At 46.8% G+C, this 19,869-nt stretch carries 21 protein-coding genes and 1 pseudogene; 14 read left to right on the top strand and 8 right to left on the bottom strand.

All coding sequences use genetic code 11. The features are described from left to right. Positions 1-95: 95 nt before the first annotated feature. Complete coding sequence (locus tag H525_RS0103825; RefSeq protein WP_027415102.1) at positions 96-644, bottom strand: hypothetical protein; 549 nt, start codon at positions 642-644, stop codon at positions 96-98. Between the two features lie 417 nt (positions 645-1,061). On the opposite strand from H525_RS0103825, the gene H525_RS0103820 reads away from it, so the two are divergent. The 3 genes from H525_RS0103820 to H525_RS22710 all read left to right on the top strand — a co-directional run bounded on the left by H525_RS0103820 (position 1,062) and on the right by H525_RS22710 (position 3,857). Next, positions 1,062-2,408, top strand: a complete 1,347-nt coding sequence (locus tag H525_RS0103820; protein WP_027415101.1) for a cytochrome ubiquinol oxidase subunit I — start codon at positions 1,062-1,064, stop codon at positions 2,406-2,408. Between the two features lie 17 nt (positions 2,409-2,425). Next, positions 2,426-3,454 carry a cytochrome d ubiquinol oxidase subunit II gene (gene cydB, locus H525_RS0103815; RefSeq protein ID WP_027415100.1) on the top strand — a complete coding sequence of 343 codons (1,029 nt, stop codon included), beginning with the start codon at positions 2,426-2,428 and terminating at the stop codon, positions 3,452-3,454. Between the two features lie 115 nt (positions 3,455-3,569). After that, positions 3,570-3,857, top strand: coding sequence for a hypothetical protein (locus H525_RS22710; RefSeq protein ID WP_425387645.1), 288 nt, complete (start codon positions 3,570-3,572; stop codon positions 3,855-3,857). A gap of 118 nt (positions 3,858-3,975) precedes the next feature. Here H525_RS22710 and H525_RS0103805 read toward each other — a convergent pair whose 3' ends face one another. After that, positions 3,976-4,662, bottom strand: a complete 687-nt coding sequence (locus H525_RS0103805) for a class I SAM-dependent methyltransferase (RefSeq protein ID WP_035099870.1) — start codon at positions 4,660-4,662, stop codon at positions 3,976-3,978. Between the two features lie 297 nt (positions 4,663-4,959). Here H525_RS0103805 and H525_RS0103800 point away from each other — a divergent pair, with 297 nt between their 5' ends. The 9 genes from H525_RS0103800 (at position 4,960) to H525_RS0103760 (ending at position 12,458) form a co-directional block, all read left to right on the top strand. Beyond that, positions 4,960-5,766 carry an inositol monophosphatase family protein gene (locus H525_RS0103800; protein ID WP_051330783.1) on the top strand — a complete coding sequence of 269 codons (807 nt, stop codon included), beginning with the start codon at positions 4,960-4,962 and terminating at the stop codon, positions 5,764-5,766. Positions 5,767-5,912: 146 nt separating this feature from the next. Then, complete coding sequence (queD, locus tag H525_RS0103795; protein ID WP_027415097.1) at positions 5,913-6,383, top strand: 6-carboxytetrahydropterin synthase QueD; 471 nt, start codon at positions 5,913-5,915, stop codon at positions 6,381-6,383. After that, entirely contained in the window at positions 6,380-7,102 is a 723-nt protein-coding gene (locus H525_RS0103790; RefSeq protein WP_027415096.1) for a 7-carboxy-7-deazaguanine synthase QueE, read from the top strand. The genes queD and H525_RS0103790 overlap by 4 nt, the downstream gene beginning before the upstream one ends. Before the next feature lie 25 nt (positions 7,103-7,127). Then, positions 7,128-7,811 carry a 7-cyano-7-deazaguanine synthase QueC gene (gene queC / locus H525_RS0103785; RefSeq protein ID WP_027415095.1) on the top strand — a complete coding sequence of 228 codons (684 nt, stop codon included), beginning with the start codon at positions 7,128-7,130 and terminating at the stop codon, positions 7,809-7,811. A gap of 31 nt (positions 7,812-7,842) precedes the next feature. Further along, positions 7,843-8,271 (top strand): preQ(1) synthase, encoded by a 429-nt coding sequence (queF, locus tag H525_RS0103780; RefSeq protein ID WP_027415094.1) that lies wholly within the window; start codon positions 7,843-7,845, stop codon positions 8,269-8,271. Positions 8,272-8,278: 7 nt separating this feature from the next. After that, on the top strand, positions 8,279-8,488 hold the full coding sequence (locus H525_RS0103775; RefSeq protein ID WP_051330782.1) for a YqgQ family protein: 210 nt from the start codon (positions 8,279-8,281) through the stop codon (positions 8,486-8,488). 154 nt (positions 8,489-8,642) lie between these two features. Continuing rightward, on the top strand, positions 8,643-11,219 hold the full coding sequence (locus H525_RS22705) for a transglycosylase domain-containing protein (RefSeq protein WP_051330781.1): 2,577 nt from the start codon (positions 8,643-8,645) through the stop codon (positions 11,217-11,219). Between the two features lie 82 nt (positions 11,220-11,301). After that, positions 11,302-11,643, top strand: coding sequence for a hypothetical protein (locus H525_RS0103765; RefSeq protein WP_027415092.1), 342 nt, complete (start codon positions 11,302-11,304; stop codon positions 11,641-11,643). Positions 11,644-11,750: 107 nt separating this feature from the next. Further along, positions 11,751-12,458 (top strand): pseudouridine synthase, encoded by a 708-nt coding sequence (locus tag H525_RS0103760; protein ID WP_027415091.1) that lies wholly within the window; start codon positions 11,751-11,753, stop codon positions 12,456-12,458. Between the two features lie 403 nt (positions 12,459-12,861). Here H525_RS0103760 and H525_RS0103755 read toward each other — a convergent pair whose 3' ends face one another. The 4 genes from H525_RS0103755 to H525_RS0103740 are packed head-to-tail and all read right to left on the bottom strand — an operon-like array spanning position 12,862 to position 16,654. Next, complete coding sequence (locus H525_RS0103755) at positions 12,862-13,533, bottom strand: TetR/AcrR family transcriptional regulator (protein ID WP_245590391.1); 672 nt, start codon at positions 13,531-13,533, stop codon at positions 12,862-12,864. Positions 13,534-13,549: 16 nt separating this feature from the next. Beyond that, positions 13,550-14,701, bottom strand: coding sequence for an ABC transporter permease (locus H525_RS0103750; RefSeq protein WP_035099868.1), 1,152 nt, complete (start codon positions 14,699-14,701; stop codon positions 13,550-13,552). Continuing rightward, positions 14,694-15,464 (bottom strand): ABC transporter ATP-binding protein, encoded by a 771-nt coding sequence (locus tag H525_RS0103745; protein ID WP_027415088.1) that lies wholly within the window; start codon positions 15,462-15,464, stop codon positions 14,694-14,696. Before H525_RS0103745 ends, H525_RS0103750 begins: the two co-directional genes overlap by 8 nt. After that, on the bottom strand, positions 15,461-16,654 hold the full coding sequence (locus H525_RS0103740; RefSeq protein WP_027415087.1) for an HlyD family secretion protein: 1,194 nt from the start codon (positions 16,652-16,654) through the stop codon (positions 15,461-15,463). The genes H525_RS0103745 and H525_RS0103740 overlap by 4 nt, the downstream gene beginning before the upstream one ends. Positions 16,655-16,790: 136 nt before the next feature. On the opposite strand from H525_RS0103740, the gene H525_RS0103735 reads away from it, so the two are divergent. Beyond that, entirely contained in the window at positions 16,791-18,320 is a 1,530-nt protein-coding gene (locus H525_RS0103735; protein WP_027415086.1) for an alkaline phosphatase family protein, read from the top strand. Positions 18,321-18,384: 64 nt separating this feature from the next. Continuing rightward, entirely contained in the window at positions 18,385-19,269 is an 885-nt protein-coding gene (locus H525_RS0103730) for an NAD(P)-dependent oxidoreductase (RefSeq protein WP_027415085.1), read from the top strand. An 87-nt stretch (positions 19,270-19,356) separates the two neighbouring features. Here the strand turns inward: H525_RS0103730 and H525_RS26935 are convergent. Then, positions 19,357-19,530: pseudogene (locus H525_RS26935) on the bottom strand (helix-turn-helix domain-containing protein); the annotation flags it as partial. Between the two features lie 25 nt (positions 19,531-19,555). Next, on the bottom strand, positions 19,556-19,869 hold a 314-nt coding region (locus H525_RS0103725), incomplete at its 5' end, for a hypothetical protein (RefSeq protein WP_211236966.1).

The raw sequence follows: 19,869 nt of genomic DNA, 5'->3' as shown, positions 1-19,869 counted from the left end.
CTTCAAGACCCGGTGATAGCAGTTAAAAGAAAACATTCGATGTGTCTCGCCCGAATTTTAGGACACGTCGTCCTTTTTGCCCTAACACGGTCGATTCACGATTCCATCTGAACCTGTTCAATTTTTCCACTTCTGCCGGTGCGCAAAGTAATCGTAACAGAATACAGTTTATTCGGCACGGACGTAAAAACGGTGCCTGTTAAACGATACATCGTTTTGCCGTCATCCAGCTGGCTTTTTTCTTCTATTTTCACAGCGGAAAGCGAAGGGAGAGAGAGATCCCGGCTTCCAAACGTTTTTTTCGATGTTCTGCTGTCTTTATTCAAAAGGCTGTTGAGCATCGATTGTCTGTCGGCTGCTTTGCCTGTCAAGGTGCTTAAATCCTGGGAAAGAGCGTTTACGGCAAAGCCGGCCACTTTTCGGTCAGCTAAGGATAATTTGGAGTTGGAAGCTATTTCAGACCACGTGCGAATCGATTTGTTTTTCAACTGCGTCTGTTGTTTTACCCACGCGGCCATTTCTGCCTGATTGGCCTGTGACATGGTCAAACCTGACGCGGGAAGCTGAGAAGATGAACAACCTGCCATTCCTGCCAGTAGGCTAATTCCCAGAATAATGGCTACAAGGGGCCGCTGCCATACCATACCGATTTTCCTTTCTAAAGAAAACTTAGGCTAAGCCAGGCCAAAGGCGCAGGCGATAGCCTTATTGGCTCTAAAGCGTATTGGAAAGTTATACTTTACTATACGCCAGGAAAAGTGTCGCTATAAAATTGGACACTTTTCTGAAAGGTTAGTTGCGGAATCCATTTTTACTTCACGTACGTCTGCCAATAATTTCTCTTCATTGTCACCTCCCCGAACATTTCACAAAACAATATTGTTGTGTTTTATACGTTGTTCACATGACTGAAAAAGTTTTGCCATAAATTATTCAAATTCTCCTATAAAAAATAGATAAATAGGGGAAACACCTCATAGGTCGGTCTTTTTAAGAGTACTATACTATCGGTGAAAGGATGATTTTGGATAAAAATTTGTGCGGAAAGAAGGTTTTAAGGCATGTCGACCGTAGTGTTTCTTAGCCGGATTCAGTTCGCGGTTACTGTATTTTATCACTTTTTGTTTGTGCCGCTTACGATTGGTCTTGTTATTCTCGTTGCGTTTATGGAAACGCAATACGCAAGAACAAATAAAATGGTTTATCGTCAAATGAGTGATTATTGGGGCAAACTTTTTTCTATTAATTTTGTAATGGGAGTTGTGACCGGGATTACGATGGAGTTTCAATTCGGTACCAATTGGTCAGAGTATGCAAAATATATGGGTGATATCTTTGGGTCTCCGCTGGCGATCGAAGCACTTGTTGCTTTCTTTCTTGAGTCTACCTTTATGGGTTTGTGGTTATTTGGCCGGGATAAAATTTCTGCAAAAATGCGGGCGTTTGCGATTTGGATGGTGGCGTTGGGTACCAATATTTCTGCGCTCTGGATTCTGACCGCTAACGGATTTATGCAGCATCCAACCGGCTATATCATCCGAAACGGTCGCGCGGAACTTAAAAGCTTTGGTGAGCTTATTTCCAACAGCTATGTATGGCATATGTTTTTTCATACGATATTTGCCAGCTATATTTGCGGGGCTTTCTTCGTTATGGGGATTAGTGCTTACCATTTACTCCGTAAGAGAAATGTGGAATTCTTTGAGAAGTCGTTCCGCATCGGGCTTGGAATGGCGTTAGTGGCCGCTACACTGACCCCTTTCATTGGGCATGAACACGGAACATATACAGCAAGCGTTCAGCCGGCTAAAGCGGCAGCTATGGAAGCGGTATGGGAAACAAAAGCAGGCACGCCGTTTAACATCATTCAGATTCCGGATGTGAAACATGAGCGCAATATCGAAGCGCTGTCTATCCCACATTTGGGAAGTTACTTTTATACAAACAACTGGAACGGTACGGTAAAGGGACTCAAAGATATCCCCGCCAATGAACGCCCGAATGTAAATCTGGTGTTTTACAGTTTCCGTGCGATGGTTGCGCTTGGCGTGTTATTTTTGTTCCTGGCCTGGTACGGTTTTTATAAAATGCGTAAAAACAAGCTGCTGAATTCGACCAGGTATTTGAAGGTTGTTCAATACAGCATCATTCTGCCATATCTGGCGATTAACCTAGGGTGGATGGTGGCGGAGGCAGGACGCCAACCGTGGATCGTTTACGGATTGATGAAGACGGAGCAAGCCGTTTCACCTATTTCCGTTTCGCAAATTATTTTTTCACTTGCAGGTCTTGTCCTGTTTTACACCATTCTTATCATTGCCGATGTATGGCTATTGAGGAAAAATGCGCTGCAGGGTCCAACTATCCATACACCTGCTGAAATCAAAGATAATAAATATGCGGTATAGCGAAGGGGCTGATTAGCATGTCACACGATACATTAGCAGTCATCTGGTTCGGGCTGTGGGGGGTTATTTGGACGGTATATTTCGTGCTGGATGCATATGGACTTGGAACCGGAATGCTATTTCCGTTTCTGGCTAAAGAGGAGAAAGAAGAAAAGCAGCTGCAGGAGGCGATTGGCCCGTTCTGGGGCGGGAATGAAGTATGGCTTATTACAGCAGGAGGGGCGACATTTGCCGCTTTTCCGCTTACCTATGCCAATATGTTCAGTTACTTGTATACACCGCTCATGCTTATTTTGTTTGGTTTATTCCTGCGGGCTACCGGGCTTGAATTTATGCATAAACATGAAGGGGTAAAGTGGCGTTCGTTCTGGCGACGTATGTTTTTTGCGGGCAGTTTAGCGGTTGCTCTTCTATTCGGGGTTGCCTTTGCCAATCTTTTTTACGGGCTAAAATTTGATTCACAGGGCTACCATGGCACCCTGGTCAGTTTGCTTCATCCGTACGGAATTCTCGGCGGGTTAACATTTATTTCACTGTTTATGCTCTCTGCTTCCCTCTGGATCAGTGTCAAAACAGAAGGGGAGATCCAGCGAAGGGCCTTTACACTGGCAGGAAGACTCTGGCTGGTCTCCATCTTAATTGCCGCTCTTTTCTTTATCGGTACGAACAATTTAACACCGTTGTTCATGAATTTTGTAAATGAGCCTGTTCTCTGGGCGGTTCCCGCTCTTTGTATTCTCACCCTGCTGACAAGCAAACTATTTATGCGGAAAAGTCGTCCGGGCTTAGCGTTTGGCTCTGTCTCCCTTTCCATCGCCTTGCTGATGGCGACCGGTTTCATCGGTCTCTTTCCGAATATGCTTCCGTCCAGGCTGGATCCCATGGCGAGCATTAGTTTGTTTGAAGCTGCCGGGAGTCAGCTAAATCTCACAGTAATGCTTTATGTTGCTATCGTTTTGGTGCCGATTGTCATCGGATATCAACTTTGGCTTTATCGAATCTTTCGTGAAAAAATCACACCGGACAATGCCAAGGGGTACCATTAAAAAGCAAACACAGCGTAAAGAGACAGATGAACTTGGGCGCACTTTCCTGCATAGGGGGCATAGTCTGTAGGTGGTTGTAAGTACTCACAAAAAATACTGGAAAGGGAGTAATCAAATGTACAGTCATCCATATTACGAGATGTATCATCATTCTCATCACTTCCACTATGCAGGCCCGCCCTATGAGTTCCATCATTTAAAACGCGAAACCTTAAGAGCAATCGCCCCCTACGTTCGTTATGGTTTAAACGAAGCCAAGTTTACTTCACTCGCCCATGCACTGAGAGAAGTTGCAGCTATGAGCTACTTATATGGAAAAGGATATGACCCGCATGTCGCCCATCAAATGGTAGAATCGTGGGAAATCGATGAAAAATTCTATCCGGGGGAGTCGCACGAATAAAAAACCAACCCGCTTGCCAGGCAAGGATTTGCTTGGGCTGCGGGTTGGTTTTTTTATCCGTTAAAGAAAGTATATGTTGCTTTACAGTGTTAAAGCAACATATACTTTCCTCCATTTTTTACTGCATTGATTTTGCGTAGAACATCCAGAGAAAACTTAGTGATTGGCATAATTCAAGAGAGAGTCGGCCAATCATATCATCCGTGACCCCGCGTTTGTACACACCCTGCTGGTGGATGATTTCAAAACCGTTCTCGGTAAGCAGCCGGCCGCATTCCCACGGCATCATCGTGTTGCAAACGACTTCTTTATCGTACAGCCGGTTATAGCTGTGCTGGCGCGGCGCAGCGGTCGGGCCGAGAATTCCTAAAGCTAATATGCCGCCTGGTTTTATATATTTTTTCAATTTCAGGATCGTCTTATGCGGGGAAGCCGTCCATTCCACCACATTAATGGCCATAATGCCCTGAAAGCTATGTTCGGCAAAAGGGAGATTCATAATATCACCCTGTAAAAAGGACAGATGCAGCTTCGTGTTCTCCCGTTCTTTTGCTTTTTCAATCATACGTTCGGCCAGATCGACCCCGACTACTTCATAGCCAAGTCCGGCAAGTAGAGCGCTTCCGTAACCGTCCCCGCATCCCGTGTCCAGGATAGGCCCTTCCTCGGGTGTTAGGTAGCGTGTAAATACAGGGATAACATCTTTCCTGCTCCCTTCCTCCCACATTTCCGTACTGTTTGCCTGCCAGTTTTCCGACATTTTGTTCCACTGGTCGCGGCATGCGCTGTGCCAATCAAATCCCATTGGTATCTCCCCCGGTTTTTTTCTTTACTATAGCAAAAAAAAACGGGGAAGATAAACTTTAATATCGCTTTTGTCTAACATGACAAGTACCATGCTACTCAATCAGCCCCAAGTGCAGCAAATCTGCATAGTGAATCTGTTTGGTTACAGGCAGATGGTTTTGTTTCTGGTATGTGAAATGAGGGCTATCGCCTGCGTGCGGCTTGGCGAAGCGGTTCCAGTATGCGGATGGTGTAGTTTTTTTCAGATAATTTGTTTATGATAGAAGTAATGAAACCATAGTGCGAGGCGAGAATAGTGCAAATAAGCGAAAAAAAAGAGTGGGGAAGCTTTGCGAAGCGGTGTGCGCGGGAGGCGGGCGCTTTAATCCAACGGATGCTGGAAAAACCACTTGAGGTAATGTATAAGTCGTCGGCTGCCGATCTGGTTACTTCCGTAGACCGCGCCGTTGAAAAATATATTATGGACAGCATTCTAAACGTGTATCCCGGACACGGGATTCTGGGGGAAGAAGGTTTGTTTGCCAGAGACGTTACTGGGTATGATGCGGTTTGGGTGATTGACCCCATCGACGGCACCACAAACTTTGTTCATCAAAAATTGAATTATTGCATATCTATTGCCTTCTTCTATCAGGGAATTTGTCAGGCTGCGGTTGTATATGATCCGACGCGTGATGAAATGTTTTATGCGGAGAAAGACGGGGGCGCCTATCTTAATGATGTGCGCCTTAAACCCCCGCACCATCTTCATATGGAAGAGTCTTTACTGGCGAGCAGTATTTTTTGGAACAAAAAAGCCATCGATTGCGGCCTGGCCGAAAAAATACAGGAACTCGCCCAATGTTCAAGGGGAATGCGAGTCCTTGGCGTAGCCGCGCTGGAACTGGCGTATGTGGCTGCAGGACGGCTTGATGGTTACGTCAGCATGTCCCTTAATTCGTGGGATTATGCGGCGGGGAAATTGCTTATTGAAGAGGCCGGTGGAATCGTTACACGCATGGATGGAACGAGCATTCCGTTCACGGAGAAAACGAGCATCCTGGCGGCAAATCCCGGCATTCATCAGAAGATGCTTGAATTTATAAAGGAAGACCGTGTATAATTACGGAGTTAGACGTTGTTATGTGGGTAAACCAACGTAAAAAACACCACCGGATCCATTGTTTTTTCATCCCCTGGTGTAGGGGATTTTTTATTTTTACGTACACATTTCAATATCTTCCATAAGCTTTGAATGGAGGGGAGAACATGTCCGACTATATGATTCCGGAGAAAATTCAGCGCCTTCACACGAATATTCGTCCGGAAGAGTTGCGCTATCATCATCGCCGTGTCGCGTTGACAAAGGAATTCACATTTGACGCGGCCCATCATCTGCATCTTTACGAAGGGAAATGTAAAAGCCTGCACGGGCATACGTATAAGCTGGTCATGACGGTAAGCGGCTTTGTCAATGAAATCGGAATTTGTATTGATTTTTCCGAGATGAAGAAAATTTACGAAGATACCATTAAAGCGAAGCTGGATCACCGGTATTTGAACGAAGTGCTGCCGCCTATGAATACGACGGCTGAAAATATGATCGTTTGGATATGGGAGGAGATGGATCACCGTTTAAATGAAATGGGGTTTATCGAGAAGGGTACCCGCCTCGAAGAACTTGTTTTATATGAAACACCGACGAGCTATGCGACGTTAAAAAGAGAGTGGATGATATGAAGGCAGTTATGCGGGAGGCTCTCAAACTTCGCATTCCGATGGTCGAAGTATTTGAAACGGTCGAAGGGGAAGGGAGAATGGCGGGTTACCCGACGACCTTCGTCCGCGTATTTAACTGCAATCTGCGGTGTACCTGGTGTGACACAACATACAGTTACGCACCTGAGAAGCCGGCTTTTACGGTAAGTATAGAAGAGATTGTTCAGCGTGCGGCAGTGTTTAAGCATGGTGTCATCTGTCTGACCGGTGGAGAACCGCTGATGCACGGCGAGAAATCGGCGGCGCTTTTGTACTATCTGGCACAGCTGGATTACGTATGGGATATCCATATTGAGACGAATGGCGCCATCCCCCTCGAACCGTTTATTGCGCTGCGCCGGCAGGATGAACAGGTAGGGCGTAAAGCCCGTTTTGTTATGGACTACAAACTGCCCGCGAGCGGTGAAACGGAGAAAATGCATCTGCCGAACTTCGAACTTCTGGAGGAACAGGACGAAGTGAAGTTTGTTGTCGCCAATGAACTGGATTTTACTGAGGCGCTCCGGGTCCTTGAACAATATCCGACCCGCGCAACGGCACTCTTTAGCCCGGTATGGGAAACGATGCCTCCGGCTGATTTAGTGAAATTGATACTTTCGGCACGGCCGCAGAACGGGCGGGCGCGGCTTAACATGCAGATCCACAAAATCATCTGGGATCCGCAAATGCGGGGCGTATAAAGAAGAAGAGGAGAGTGTACGAATAATGAGTAAAAAAGCAGTCGTCGTTCTCAGCGGAGGCCTTGACAGTACCACATGCATGGGAATAGCCCGGGAAGCGGGATACGAGCTGTACTCGCTGACCTTTAATTACGGGCAGCGCCACAACCGTGAAGTGGAACAGGCCAAAAAAATTGCCGCATACTATCAGGTGCCTGACCACCGCATTGTAAACCTTGGGTTTTTAAAAGAAATTGGCGGTAGCGCACTGACCGATGAATCGATTGCGGTTCCGACTGATGAAATTCCGAAAACTGATGAAATTCCGGCTACGTATGTACCGGCGCGCAACCTGATTTTTCTCTCTCTTGCTACCGCGTATGCGGAGGTAGTAGGAGCTGAAGTGATTTATATCGGGGTCAGTGCGGTTGATTACAGCGGGTACCCGGATTGCCGGCCTGAATTTATCCGTTCCATGAGCGATACGATTCGCCTGGCGACGAAAGCGGGGACGACGGGAACGGATCTTCGAATCGAAGCGCCTTTGCAGCGGTTATCAAAAAAGGAAACCATTGAATGGGGTCTCAAGCTTGGGGTGCCGTACGAACTCAGCACTTCCTGCTACCAGGGCGGAGAAGAGGCCTGCGGCATATGCGACAGCTGCCGCCTCCGTTTAAAAGGATTCGAAGAGGCCGGGGCGGTGGACCCAATTCGTTACCAGAACCGCTAAATTTTATACAAGATGAGGAGCGTAGGAATACATGAGCCATGTTGAACATAATCATGATAAATATAATAAAATCCGGTTTGACACCCAGGACGAATCTGCCGTTATGGCAGATATTTTGGAGACACTGCCATACGAATACATTGGAAAAAAAACGGAGGTAATAATTCCGACGACCGAGTTTACATCGGTCTGCCCGTGGTCAGGGCTGCCTGATTTTGCCGATATTAAAATCACATTCGTGCCAAACGAAACACTGATTGAAATGAAGTCGCTGAAGTACTACCTGACCTCATACCGGAATGTAGGGATTTATCAGGAGCATGCCACCAACAGAATTCTCGAAGATTTGGTTAGAGTCTGCGATCCCCTCTATATGAAGGTGGAAGCGGTGTGGAACGCGCGCGGGGGACTGGGCACGGAAGTAACGGTGGAGTACCGAAAAGAAGGGTTTGAAGGCTAGGTCACTTATGTACGAGATTAAAACCGTCCTGCATGTGAAAGACCTTCTTCGCCGCTTTGGCATCGTGATTTATATGGGGGATCCCGTAAGCGATTACGAGATGTGGGAAGAAGAACTGCGTGAACTTTATGCCGAGAAGCTGATTCAGCCGGAAGAATTTCGTGATGCGATGACCGTAATCAAGCAGGCAAAATATGCGTATCAGAAAGGTAGATAGAAAAAGAGCCGGACGGCTCTTTTTTCTTTAAGAAAAAAGAGGTAGAATCGGTATGCAAGCGGTTAGGTATAAACTGCTTGAACCATTTTTTTTGATTTTCTGATATGATTAGTATGGGTGTCTTTGCTGCAAAAATTAGGGGGTAAATAATAAGATGGAAGTAAACACGTCACAAAAGTCCGGCGCCAGGAAGAAGCGCGGGCGTAAAAGAGGACCGTGGAAAATTATCTTTATCCTCGCTGCGCTGGCCGTTCTTTTAAGCATCGGCGGCTGTTCGGCATTATACGTGGCAGGAAACCAGATGATTGACATGAAGAAGCTTGACCTAATGCAGGGATCCACTGTGTATGCCAACGACGGAAAAACGGTTGTTGGAAAGCTGGAAAGAGATAAACGTGAGAACATTTCGTTTGATAAAATCCCGAAAAATATTGTGAACGCGTTTATTGCAACGGAAGATAGCCGTTTTTATGAACACAATGGAGTCGACCCGATAGGGATTGCCCGGGCAATTTTTAAGGACATTACGACGGGAAGCAAGGCGGAGGGTGCGAGTACGATTACCCAACAGCTGGCCCGGAATGTCTTTTTGACAAACGACAAGACGTTTATGCGTAAAACGAAGGAAATTATGATTGCGCTCAATCTTGAACGTCAATTTTCCAAGGAGCAAATCCTAGAAATGTACCTGAACCGTTTTTATGCCGGACATGGCGTTTTCGGAATTCAGGCAGCCTCTCAATATTATTTTGGCACGTCCGTTGACAAATTATCGCTGGCACAGGCCGCTACTCTTGCGGCACTGCCAAAAGCGCCGAATAATTATTCACCTGATGACCATCACGATGCGGCGTTGCAGCGGAGAAATCTTGTTCTTTCTTTAATGCTGAAGAATGGATATATCACCAGCGAACAGATGCAGCAGGCTCAGGCTGAGCCGCTCACCGTTGTGCAGAGCAAGCCGAAAAATACGGCCGCTTACCAGGCTTATATGGACTATGTGGCCAAAGAAGCGGAAACGAAACTCGGTATTCCGGGGGATCAGCTCTACCAGGGCGGATACAAAATCTATACGTATCTTGACCCGAAAACCCAGGATATTATGTATAAAGAATACCAGGACGCCAACAACTTTCCGGAAGGCGGTCCGGCACATGATCGCAAGGTTCAGTCGGCAATGGTTGTCATGGAAGCTAAAACAGGCGGCATCACCGCGCTTGTTGGTGGGCGTGATTATGTCGCAAAAGGGCTGAACCGTGCGGATGTTCCCCGTCAGCCGGGTTCGGCAATTAAACCGTTAGTCGATTACGCTCCTGCGCTTGAAGAGGGCTGGACGCCTGATAGTACAGTGGATGATGACCAAAAATCTTATAATGGTTGGACGCCTAAAAATTTTGGCAATGAGGGGTACGGCGGCCCGATGACGATGTATAAAGCGATTGTCGATTCGAGAAATGCCGCAGCGGTCTGGACGCTGAACAAAATTGGTATCGATAAAGGGGTAAGCTACCTGAAAAAATTCGGTATCCCTGTCCGGCCTGATGAAGAAAGTAATCTTGCGATTGCCATCGGCGGAATGGATTATGGCGCTACGCCGATTCAAATGGCACAGGCATACACTGCTTTTCCTAATAATGGGAACATGTCTATCGGCCATGCGATTAAAAAAATCACGACACAGGATGATAACCTTGTCGTGCAGGGCGATAAGGATCCAACTCCGGTTGTATCGCCAAAAACGGCGTATTATATGACGCAAATGCTCCAGGGGGTTGTCCAGGAAGGGACTGGAAGATCCGCCCGCTTTGACCACCCTGTTGCAGGGAAAACAGGGACCCATCAGGATAAAGATGTCTGGTTTGTCGGGTATACGCCTGATTATGTAGCATCGGTCTGGATGGGATTCGATAAAACGGATGACCAGCACCATCTGAGCACGACAGGGGGGGCTTATCCGGCGAAGATGTTCAGAAAAGTTATGTCACAGGCTCTGCAAGGTACACCGATTAACGACTTTACGAAGCCGGACGGGGTGGATAACACACCACCGCCGGTACAGCAGAATCAGACACCTGCGGCCAGCGGTTTATCCGCGGTTGTTGAAGGTTCATCGGTTAAACTTTCGTGGACCGGCAGCGGCGGTAGTGACATGATGTATCGCGTGTTTAAATTTATGGGCTCACCTGCCAATAAACAACTTGTAGCGGAAACGGGTTCAACGAGCTATACGGATAGCTATGACCCCAACCAATTGTATTCATATGTTGTTGTTCCATATAACAAGGCAACCGGGCAGGAAGGAACAATGTCCAATATGGCGGTTACCACCGTGCCGAATCAGCCAAACCCCGGTACTGTGAACCCGAACAATCCGAATAATCCGAATGGTGGGAATCAGACAGGCGGAACGAATCCAAATGATAATAATAGCGGAAATAACCCGAACGGAAATGGGGGAGCCCCTAATCCAAACGGGAATACGGATGGCAGCAATACGGGCGGAAACAGTCCGAATGGGACGAATTCCGGCGGCAATACCGGAGGAACCGGTGGCACCGGCACGACGGGCAGCAATACGGGAACGACAAATGGCAATCCAGGCTCAACGAACAGCGGCACCGTTACGCAACCGGGTACCAGCATCGGAAACAGTTCCGGTAAGCACCACCACAAGTCTCCGCAACCGGGCGGCATCGTTCAACAGCAGGACTTAACAGGCACAAATCAATAACAGTTGGCTTTAAACTGATTTTTCAAGTACCTGACTATTTGTGTTATAATAAAAGAACGAGGAGAAGATAGGAGGGGTTGTCATGGCCGCCACAGATATGTCCCTGTTTTTTGACCAGCAGTTAGCCCGGGCTAAACAGCATTTTGAACGTGCCCTGGATTGTAAACATACGGAATTTGATGATCTGTATCCGTATATGAATGAGCATCCTCAATTTTTCTGGTATAAACGGTATGTTGCATGGCAAGAACTGTTAACGATTGTACGCATGGCGAAGGAACTGGATATTGAATGGAAACATTTATTCACCAATGCCCAGGTTAATTATATAGAATGCAAAGTTCTGGAAGCCAAAGTACTCGATAACTGGTATGAAAATGAAAACCGTGAACTTGAGGAAGAAGAAGTAGGCGCCGATGAGTAACTAAATGCGGATGACTAACTAAATAAGGGAGCGATGGCTCCCTTATTTTTTGTATTATAAGAGAGAGTAAACTTTGGCGAGCATGTTTTTCGTCACGAGGTGAAACGATGAGATTGGACAAGATACTGGCCAATATGGGCTACGGTTCCCGTAAAGAAATTAAAAAAATATGCAAAAACGGAATGGTAAGGGTAGACGGAGTCGTTGCCAAAGATTCGAGCATGCATGTCGATCCGTCAACACAGGAAATTGTGATCGCGGGGGAGGTTGTTCATTACCGGGAAATAGTTTACCTGATGATGAACAAACCGCAGGGGGTTGTATCTGCCACGGAGGATTTGGTGGATGAAACCGTGGTTGATATACTCGACCCTGAATATTATTCGTTTGACGTGTTTCCAGTGGGACGCCTTGATAAGGATACGGAAGGCCTGCTTTTGCTGACAAACGACGGCAAGCTGGCCCACGAATTATTATCACCGAAAAAGCATGTACCCAAAATGTATTTTGCCAGGATTGAAGGCCGTGTGACCGAAGAAGACGCGGCAAAATTCAAGAAAGGCGTTACCCTTGATGACGGGTATACAACCCTTCCTGCCGAGCTAAACATTATCAGTCAGGGGACCATTTCCGAAATTGAGCTGACGATCTATGAGGGGAAATTTCATCAGGTAAAACGCATGTTCCAGGCGGTCGGTAAAAAGGTTATCTTTTTAAAACGGCTAACCATGGGAAATCTCAGTCTGGATGAAGAGTTGGAACCGGGAGAATACCGGGAGCTAACGGAAGAGGAAATAGATTTGCTTCGCGGTTGAACGCGAGGCCCGAAACATCCGGGTAGCTCAATGATGGAGACAATCGGGCCTAAAAGCACCTCCAAACTCCAGTGAAGCACTGGGAAGCGGGAAAAAAGCAAAAAGAAACCGATTTCGATGCATCTACGAACGTTTCCTTTACCGGCTAAAACCTACACTCTCTGTATTTAGCCTTAAAACGATAATTATTTTTCTTCTCTTGCTGAGATGCAGCATTTTCATTAGATTTAGAGGCTTGCTCTTTGCTTTATGAAGAACATCCAACTAAAACAGTAAAGATAAACATTGCAATAACTACCTTTAATATAAACTTGTTAAATGCTTTATCTTAATGTTGTTACTTCTCTTATCAAAGCTTGATTTCCAAAATTTAAATCTATTGTTGGTTTTTAAAAAAACCCGGTTAATCCGGGTTTTTCCTTTTTATCCCGTTCAATAAAATATCGACCATGGTTCGGATTTCTTCGGTGCGGTCGTTTTCTTCGTTAGGAAACATATGTTGAAAAAAGATATAGCCAAGTGCGGTGGAGACGATCGCACGGATCACGGCTTTAACGGGTAAATCTCTAAATTCCCCTGCATCCATACGCGTTTGAACAAAGTTCTCCCCTAGTAAGCGTGCCTCTCGGGCAATGTTTTCGACAATAGCATCCATAATTTCGGGGTGAAACTGCGCCTCCTGCATAATGATTTTCATGCGGGGCCAGTTCTGATTAATGAGTTCCAACCGGTTGTGCAGCAATTGTTCCAGGATTTGATCGGCCGGCTGTTCCGCATCGCCCATAATCCGCTTCACATCCTTTAACACTAAAGGAGAGGCGAATTTAATCAGCATCGGAGCCACTAACGCGTACAGTAAATCTTTTTTTGTTTTAAAATGCCGGAAAATGGTTCCTTCCGCAACGCCGGCATCTTTCGCAATTTCGCTTGTCGAAGATGCGTGAAACCCTTTTTCCGCGAAAAGCTTAATCGCTGATTCCAGAATGCGCCGCTGCTTTTCGGTCATCTCCTGTTCATTTTTTAATGAGTCCAGCATACCCTGGATGGCCTGGTCGAAAATCTCCTGATGATCCAATGCAAAGCCCTCCTGACTATTCTAATTTTTTTCGGAACCGCTTAATGGCAACAAAGCAGAATAAGAAGGTAAAGGTGAGTAACGAAAGTGTGTCCAGCCACAATTCTTCCAGTCCGATTCCTTTGAGGAAAATTCCGCGCAAAATTTCAAGGAAATAAGTCAGGGGAATGACGCTTCCAATCCATTGAATAACCAAAGGCATTGTCTCCCGCGGGAACATGAAACCGGAAAGAAGCACACTGGGCAGAATAAAGGCAAACGACATCTGCATTGCCTGCAATTGGGTCTTAGCCACAGTGGAAATCAGGATGCCTATCGCCAGTGTTGTCACGAGAAACAGCAGGCTTAGCACGATGAGAAGGGCAATGCTCCCTTTTACAGGTACCCCGAACCACATAATCCCTGTAGCCAGCACAATGGTGAAGGAAAACAGGCCAACACCTACATAAGGAACGAGTTTACCAAGAATCAGTTCACTCGGGCGAACCGGTGTAACGATTAACTGCTCCATCGTTCCTCGCTCTTTTTCTCTGACAAGCGCAAAAGCCGTGAGAATGGTCGTCACATTTTGCATAATCAGGCCAATGAGCGCCGGTACGTTAAACAGTAAGCTTTTCATATTAGGGTTGTAAAGAACGCGTATATCCGTGGTAATCGGCATCGAAAATTTTGCCTGTCCCTGAGCGCGCAGAATATCTGCCTGAAGGGTGACTGCTTTATTTTGCACAATGAGCTGAGCATTCGACACAGCCGTACGCGCCACATTCGGATCAGCCCCGTCCACAATGACCTGAATGGAAGTTTGGTCTCCGGTATCCAGTTTATAACTAAAATCAGGTGGGAAAACAATGGCTACTTTAATTTTTCCTTGATCCATTAACTTCTGCAGTTCAGCATACCCTTCTACATTATACAGATGATCGAAATACAGCGTATTGGTAAACTCTTTCGTTAGTTCGCGGCTGTCTTTCGTCTTCGCTTGATCCCATACGCCTGTCGGCAGATGATTCACATCGGTATTGACCGCGTAGCCAAAAAGCAGCAGGAGGAGGATTGGCATCGCTACTGCAATCGCCAGACTCGCCCGGTCCTTGCGGATTTGCAGAAATTCTTTTTTCACAATCGCTTTAAATCGGGAATAACTGAATCGGGTGTTTGGGTTAGCCACGTCGCATGCCACCTTCCTGCAGCGAATGGTTTTCCTGCGATTCAACCAGTTTGATGAATACATCATCGAGTGTGGCGGTGTTTGATTGTTTTTTTAACTCTGCAGGCGTTCCCGAGACGAGCAGCTTGCCAAAAAATATAAAGCTAATCGTATCACACGTTTCCGCTTCATCCATATAGTGGGTGCTGACAAGAATCGTAATCCCTTCATCCGCAAGTCGGTGAATTACCTCCCAGAAAATTCGCCGTGAAACGGGATCGACTCCGGCAGTCGGCTCGTCAAGAATGAGAATTTCCGGCTCATGCAGTAGCGCGCACGATAGGGCCAGACGCTGTTTCCACCCGCCGGACAAAGATCCGGATACCTGTTTTTCCCGCCCGGTTAGCCCGGCCATCGCAATCAATTCTTCTTTTCTCCGCCTGGCTCCGGATCCGCTCAGGCCGTATATTCCGGCATAGAAGTCGAGGTTTTCAGCGACGGTCAACTCCTCATACAGACTGAATTTCTGGGACATATAGCCGATGTGGTGCTTAATCGTCTCTGACTCGGTTAGAATATTGAAGCCAAGCACCTGGCCGGAACCGGATGTAGGGGTGAGAATCCCGCTCAGCATCCGGATAACCGTCGACTTCCCTGATCCGTTCGGACCAAGAAACCCGGCAATGCTGCCCTTAGGTATGGTCAGGGAAACGTTGTCTACTGCCAGAAGGCTGCCGAACCGCTTCGTTAAATTTTCACAGGAAATAGCGGGGCGATTATTCATTTCTTCTCACCCGCTTTTAGGGGGTTGGCAAACGTTACATCGGCCGGCATGCCCGGCTTTAGCACATTCAAACCTTCCGTAAGTTCAACGGTGACGGCGAATACCATTTTCGTCCGTTCATCCGGTGTCTGGACGTTTTTCGGGGTAAACTCTGCTTCGCTGGCAATGCGGGTAACCTTGCCCTTGAATGTTTGATCAGGGTAAGCGTCAACGGCAATCGAGGCCGGCTCGCCTACCTTTACCTCATTAAGCTGTGCTTCCGGCACATAGACAACAACCTTTAATTCTCCTTTTTTAAGCAGCGTGTACAACGTTGCCCCCTGTTTAATAATTTCTCCGTTTTCCACATGTTTGCGTAGCATAATGCCATCATCAGGAGATAGGATGACCGTTTTCGCCTCATTTAGCTTCGCCTGGGCAAGCTGGCTGTCCGCCTGTTCGACAAGGGCCAGGAGGTTACGGAGCGTATAATCCGTGTTGCCTGCTTTTAACAGGTCGAGCTTTGCCTGCGCCGCTTTCTCGCTGGAAACGGCTGATATTTGACCCGCCTCACTCGCTTTTTGTTCATTTTCTGCCTGGGTAATCTGGGCGTCGAACGACTGAATTTGCGCCTTCAAATTATCTGTTTGCGTCTGTGCCTGGTTGACGGCTTCCCGCAACGCGTCCATATCCTGCTGCGCGATCGCACTTTCTTTATATAAAATTTCTGCGTTATGCAGGCGTTTTGTTTGATACGCCAAGGTTTTCCGGGCACCATCCAGCTGGCTGACAAGCTGAGACCGGTTTGCCTGCAGCATGGCAATATGGTCGGCTGCCGCTTTCGCCTGGGCTTGCGCCGATTCCACTCCAGCCTGAGTCTGCTCTACCTGGGATAAAGCCTGACTAATTTCCTGCGACCGGCTGCCGGCCTTTGCTTCTTCGAACTTGGCACGCGCAGCGTCCACCCCGGCTCTTGCTTGCTGAACCTGCAGCAGATACGCACGGTCGTCAAGTTTTGCGACCGGCTGCGCCGCTTTTATATTTGCACCTTCATCAACAAGCATGTTCGCAACGGCCCCGGCCAGTTCGCTCTGGATTAGAATTTCTGTCCCCTCAATCGTACCCGAGTAGACAGCCGGCCCCTTTTTTTCTTGGCATCCCGTTAGAAGTAAGAAAGCAAATAAAGTCACCAAAAGATATCGTTTTCTCATGCAATACACCACCCTCAGCAAATAAATGAGTGATTACTCACTTATAGTGTATTGAATCGGGAAGTAATTGTAAATAAAAATATTTCAATTGGTAAATGAATAAAAGGAAGACTAAATAAAGGGAAGGTGAGCGCGTATGACTAAGAAAATCATCTTTATCCTGATCGATTCATTTATGCCTCATATTTTTCGGGAAGCCAGACAAAAAAAGATGATTCCCACATTATCTTCGCTTGCCGCGCGGGGTGCCTTCTGGGATAATTGTGTGTCCGTGTTTCCCACTGTATCGGCCTCCATTGACTCCTCGCTTATGTGTGGGTGCTACCCGGAGGAGCATGCTGTGCCGGGTCTTGTCTGGTACAGCCATGAAGAAAAACGAATTGTGAATTATATCAATGGATGGAAAGCGGTTTGGCGAATGGGGCTTACCCGGTGTGCGGAGGATGTTCTTATCGGTTTAAATGAGCAGCACTTAAATCCAAATACGACAACGATATTTGAGGAGTTGGCCCGGGATAGTAAGACATGTGCATCGATAAATATGGCGGTTCACAGGGCGGAAGCAAATCATAGGGTAACCAAGCCCGGATTGATGAGATGGGTTTTGTGGAAATTAAAACGTTCGGGAGCAACCGGCCCTTCCGTATGCAGTATGGGGAATTTTATTCCCTCCTATGGGCGGCCGCTTCCGTGGAGCTTCAACCAGTCCATTTTTAAAAAGTACGGCCTAAATGACAGCTTTGCGATAGATATTGCCTGCCGGATGATAAAGGAAGACAGGCTTGCCGACTTTACGGCCATTTATCTTTCGGATTCGGATTTTGCCTACCACCGAAACCCGGAAAAAGGGGCGGCGATTCTGGCAAAGGTTGACAAGCAAATCGGCCGTTTGGTAAACAGCTTTGGCGGATTTGAACAAGCGTTGCAGCGCTGCCGGTTTATTATCACAGGGGATCACGGCCAGACAAAAGTTAAAGCACGCAAAGAGGGGACGATCAATCTAGAACGCTTTTTTTTCGATAAGGCCGTAGCATTTACTAAAACAGTGAATCCGGACAAGGACGATTTTGTTATTTGTAATAATGAACGTGCGTGTTATTTTTATCCTTTAAAGGATGGGGTTTTGGAGGAGATTGTCCATCGATTGAAAAAAGAAGAGCGCATCGATTTACTGGCGTGGAAGAAACATAATGGGGTACACGTGCAGCACGGGGAAAAAAGTTTATATTTTTCACCCGCCGCAAAAGGGCAAAGTAAAGGAGGCGGGGATGGGAACGACGAGTCCGGTTCTTTGAAACAGGCTATCGACCCGTATGGACGGAAGTGGGTGCTCGAGGGGGATCTTTCTGTAATCGACGCTGTACTCAGGGAAGAAGGAACATCGCCATCAGCGCTTATGGAATATGGAAAGTATCCCGATATTTGCTCCAGGCTATATGGAGCCTTGTACGCCCGTGAAGGGCAGGTGATTGTGGCTACGGCGGTACCCGGATGCGAATTTATCACGAAACATGATGCTGTACATCGTGGGGGAGCGTGCCACGGATCTCTGCACACGACCGATTCGATTGTCCCACTTATGATTACTGATGAGGAACCTGACGCTTTTAAAAACCCAAGGCTTGTGGATTTAAAAACATATATCATCAATAACCTTTCCGGATAAACTTTCCTCATCGAGTGTTGTATAATTTAAATGTTATGAATAAACAGGATTAGGAGTGGATGACATGAAGAAAGTAGGTTTTATCGGCATGGGCATGATGGGGGCCCCCATGGCGCTTAACCTTCACAAAGCCGGTTTTGACGTAACCGTTTATAACCGTTCAAAGGAGCGCCTGCAGCCTTTGAAAGAAAAAGGACTTACGGTTGCAGAAACGTTGGTTGACGTTGTAAAAGAAAAAGATGTCGTCATCACGATGCTTTCCAATGATGAGGCAGTGAAAGAAGTCGTTACCGGCGACAATGGAATCATAGAATACATAGAAGCGCCGACAATCCTGGTGGATATGAGCACCGTTTCACCGGACACCTCTATCTTTCTTGCCGGAGTGGCCAAAGAAATGGGGGTAACGATGATCGACGCTCCGGTATCGGGCAGTTCGAATGCAGCAGAAAACGGTACGCTTGTCATTCTTGGCGGCGGAGACAAACAGGTTTTTGAATCAATCGGTGATGTTTTTAGAGCGATGGGAAAAACTACCCTGTATTTCGGGGAGAACGGAAGCGGTTCAAAGGCCAAGCTTGTGATTAACCTCATGCTCGGTATTACGATGCAGGGCATCAGTGAATCGCTTGTCCTGGCGGAGAAATTTTTTCTCGATCGCGGCTTGGTACTTGAAATGATGCAGCAGGCTGCTGTAGCTTCTCCGTTCCTTGGGTTTAAAAAAGATTCTTTGCTTAGGGAAGAGTATCCCGCTGCCTTTGCCTTAAAGCATATGCATAAAGATCTCGGACTTATCCTGGGACAGGCCAGGGAAAATGGAAGCGTCCTGCCGGCTACGTCAGCGGCGTACCAGAGCTACACAGCGGCCATGAACCATCAGATGGAAGACATGGATATGGCGGCCGTATTTAGTGAACTGCTGCAGCAGTCGGGTGTGGAAAAGAAATAAAAGGAGTTAGAAAAGCAATTCGAAAAGCTCTTCTTATCGATAAGGATAGGAAGGGCTTTTTATTTGACGGGGCTGACTCAAAAGGTTAATGCGGTCAATCGTATCACAGGAAATGCTATCAATGTACTGAAGTTCGACGACTTTGTCGGCCAATAGACGTAGTGACCACTTGCTTATTCCTGCCGGAAGTTCGCTGCAACTAAGCGCAATGATTTTGGCTTCCAACTCGCCCGTCACTTTCGGTGGAACGGGAGGCGTGATTCGTTTTTTTTCTTAGACGGCTTAACTAACACAATCGTTGATTAAGCCATTTTTCTTCTACGCATTTAAGGTATTGGTCTGGATCTCTTTTAAATTGAAATCGTTGAATATGCTCTTTTGTTCTTTCTTCCCATTTTTTCATTTCATTGATGTAGGCATCAAAAGGTACAGTAGCTAATCTTGAGAGAATACAAGGATCTGAAATTGCATCTTCAGCAAAAACGATATATTCACCGTGCCGCATTATGTAACGATTCCAAGATCTTAACCCCGTTATACGACGGTGCCTACGCTTTATGGTACGGAAGAAAAGTTCATGATCATTATTTGTTCTTGGCA

The sequence above is a fragment of the Aneurinibacillus terranovensis DSM 18919 genome (assembly GCF_000430625.1).
Lineage (GTDB): Bacteria > Bacillota > Bacilli > Aneurinibacillales > Aneurinibacillaceae > Aneurinibacillus_B > Aneurinibacillus_B terranovensis.
The sequence above is the reverse complement of the archived record's forward strand: the minus strand, read 5'-3'. Positions and strand labels throughout refer to the sequence as shown.

Bases quoted from the DNA above. Each gene is read 5' to 3' on its own strand.
- H525_RS0103790 (WP_027415096.1), top strand. From the start codon at position 6,380: ATGAAGGCAGTTATGCGGGAGGCTCTCAAACTTCGCATTCCGATGGTC.
- H525_RS0103825 (WP_027415102.1), bottom strand. From the start codon at position 644: ATGGTATGGCAGCGGCCCCTTGTAGCCATTATTCTGGGAATTAGCCTA.
- queF (WP_027415094.1), top strand. From the start codon at position 7,843: ATGAGCCATGTTGAACATAATCATGATAAATATAATAAAATCCGGTTT.
- H525_RS0103765 (WP_027415092.1), top strand. From the start codon at position 11,302: ATGGCCGCCACAGATATGTCCCTGTTTTTTGACCAGCAGTTAGCCCGG.
- H525_RS0103805 (WP_035099870.1), bottom strand. From the start codon at position 4,662: ATGGGATTTGATTGGCACAGCGCATGCCGCGACCAGTGGAACAAAATG.
- cydB (WP_027415100.1), top strand. From the start codon at position 2,426: ATGTCACACGATACATTAGCAGTCATCTGGTTCGGGCTGTGGGGGGTT.
- H525_RS0103820 (WP_027415101.1), top strand. From the start codon at position 1,062: ATGTCGACCGTAGTGTTTCTTAGCCGGATTCAGTTCGCGGTTACTGTA.
- queC (WP_027415095.1), top strand. From the start codon at position 7,128: ATGAGTAAAAAAGCAGTCGTCGTTCTCAGCGGAGGCCTTGACAGTACC.
- H525_RS0103760 (WP_027415091.1), top strand. From the start codon at position 11,751: ATGAGATTGGACAAGATACTGGCCAATATGGGCTACGGTTCCCGTAAA.
- H525_RS0103775 (WP_051330782.1), top strand. From the start codon at position 8,279: ATGTACGAGATTAAAACCGTCCTGCATGTGAAAGACCTTCTTCGCCGC.
- H525_RS0103730 (WP_027415085.1), top strand. From the start codon at position 18,385: ATGAAGAAAGTAGGTTTTATCGGCATGGGCATGATGGGGGCCCCCATG.
- queD (WP_027415097.1), top strand. From the start codon at position 5,913: ATGTCCGACTATATGATTCCGGAGAAAATTCAGCGCCTTCACACGAAT.
- H525_RS22710 (WP_425387645.1), top strand. From the start codon at position 3,570: ATGTACAGTCATCCATATTACGAGATGTATCATCATTCTCATCACTTC.
- H525_RS0103735 (WP_027415086.1), top strand. From the start codon at position 16,791: ATGACTAAGAAAATCATCTTTATCCTGATCGATTCATTTATGCCTCAT.
- H525_RS0103740 (WP_027415087.1), bottom strand. From the start codon at position 16,654: ATGAGAAAACGATATCTTTTGGTGACTTTATTTGCTTTCTTACTTCTA.
- H525_RS22705 (WP_051330781.1), top strand. From the start codon at position 8,643: ATGGAAGTAAACACGTCACAAAAGTCCGGCGCCAGGAAGAAGCGCGGG.
- H525_RS0103745 (WP_027415088.1), bottom strand. From the start codon at position 15,464: ATGAATAATCGCCCCGCTATTTCCTGTGAAAATTTAACGAAGCGGTTC.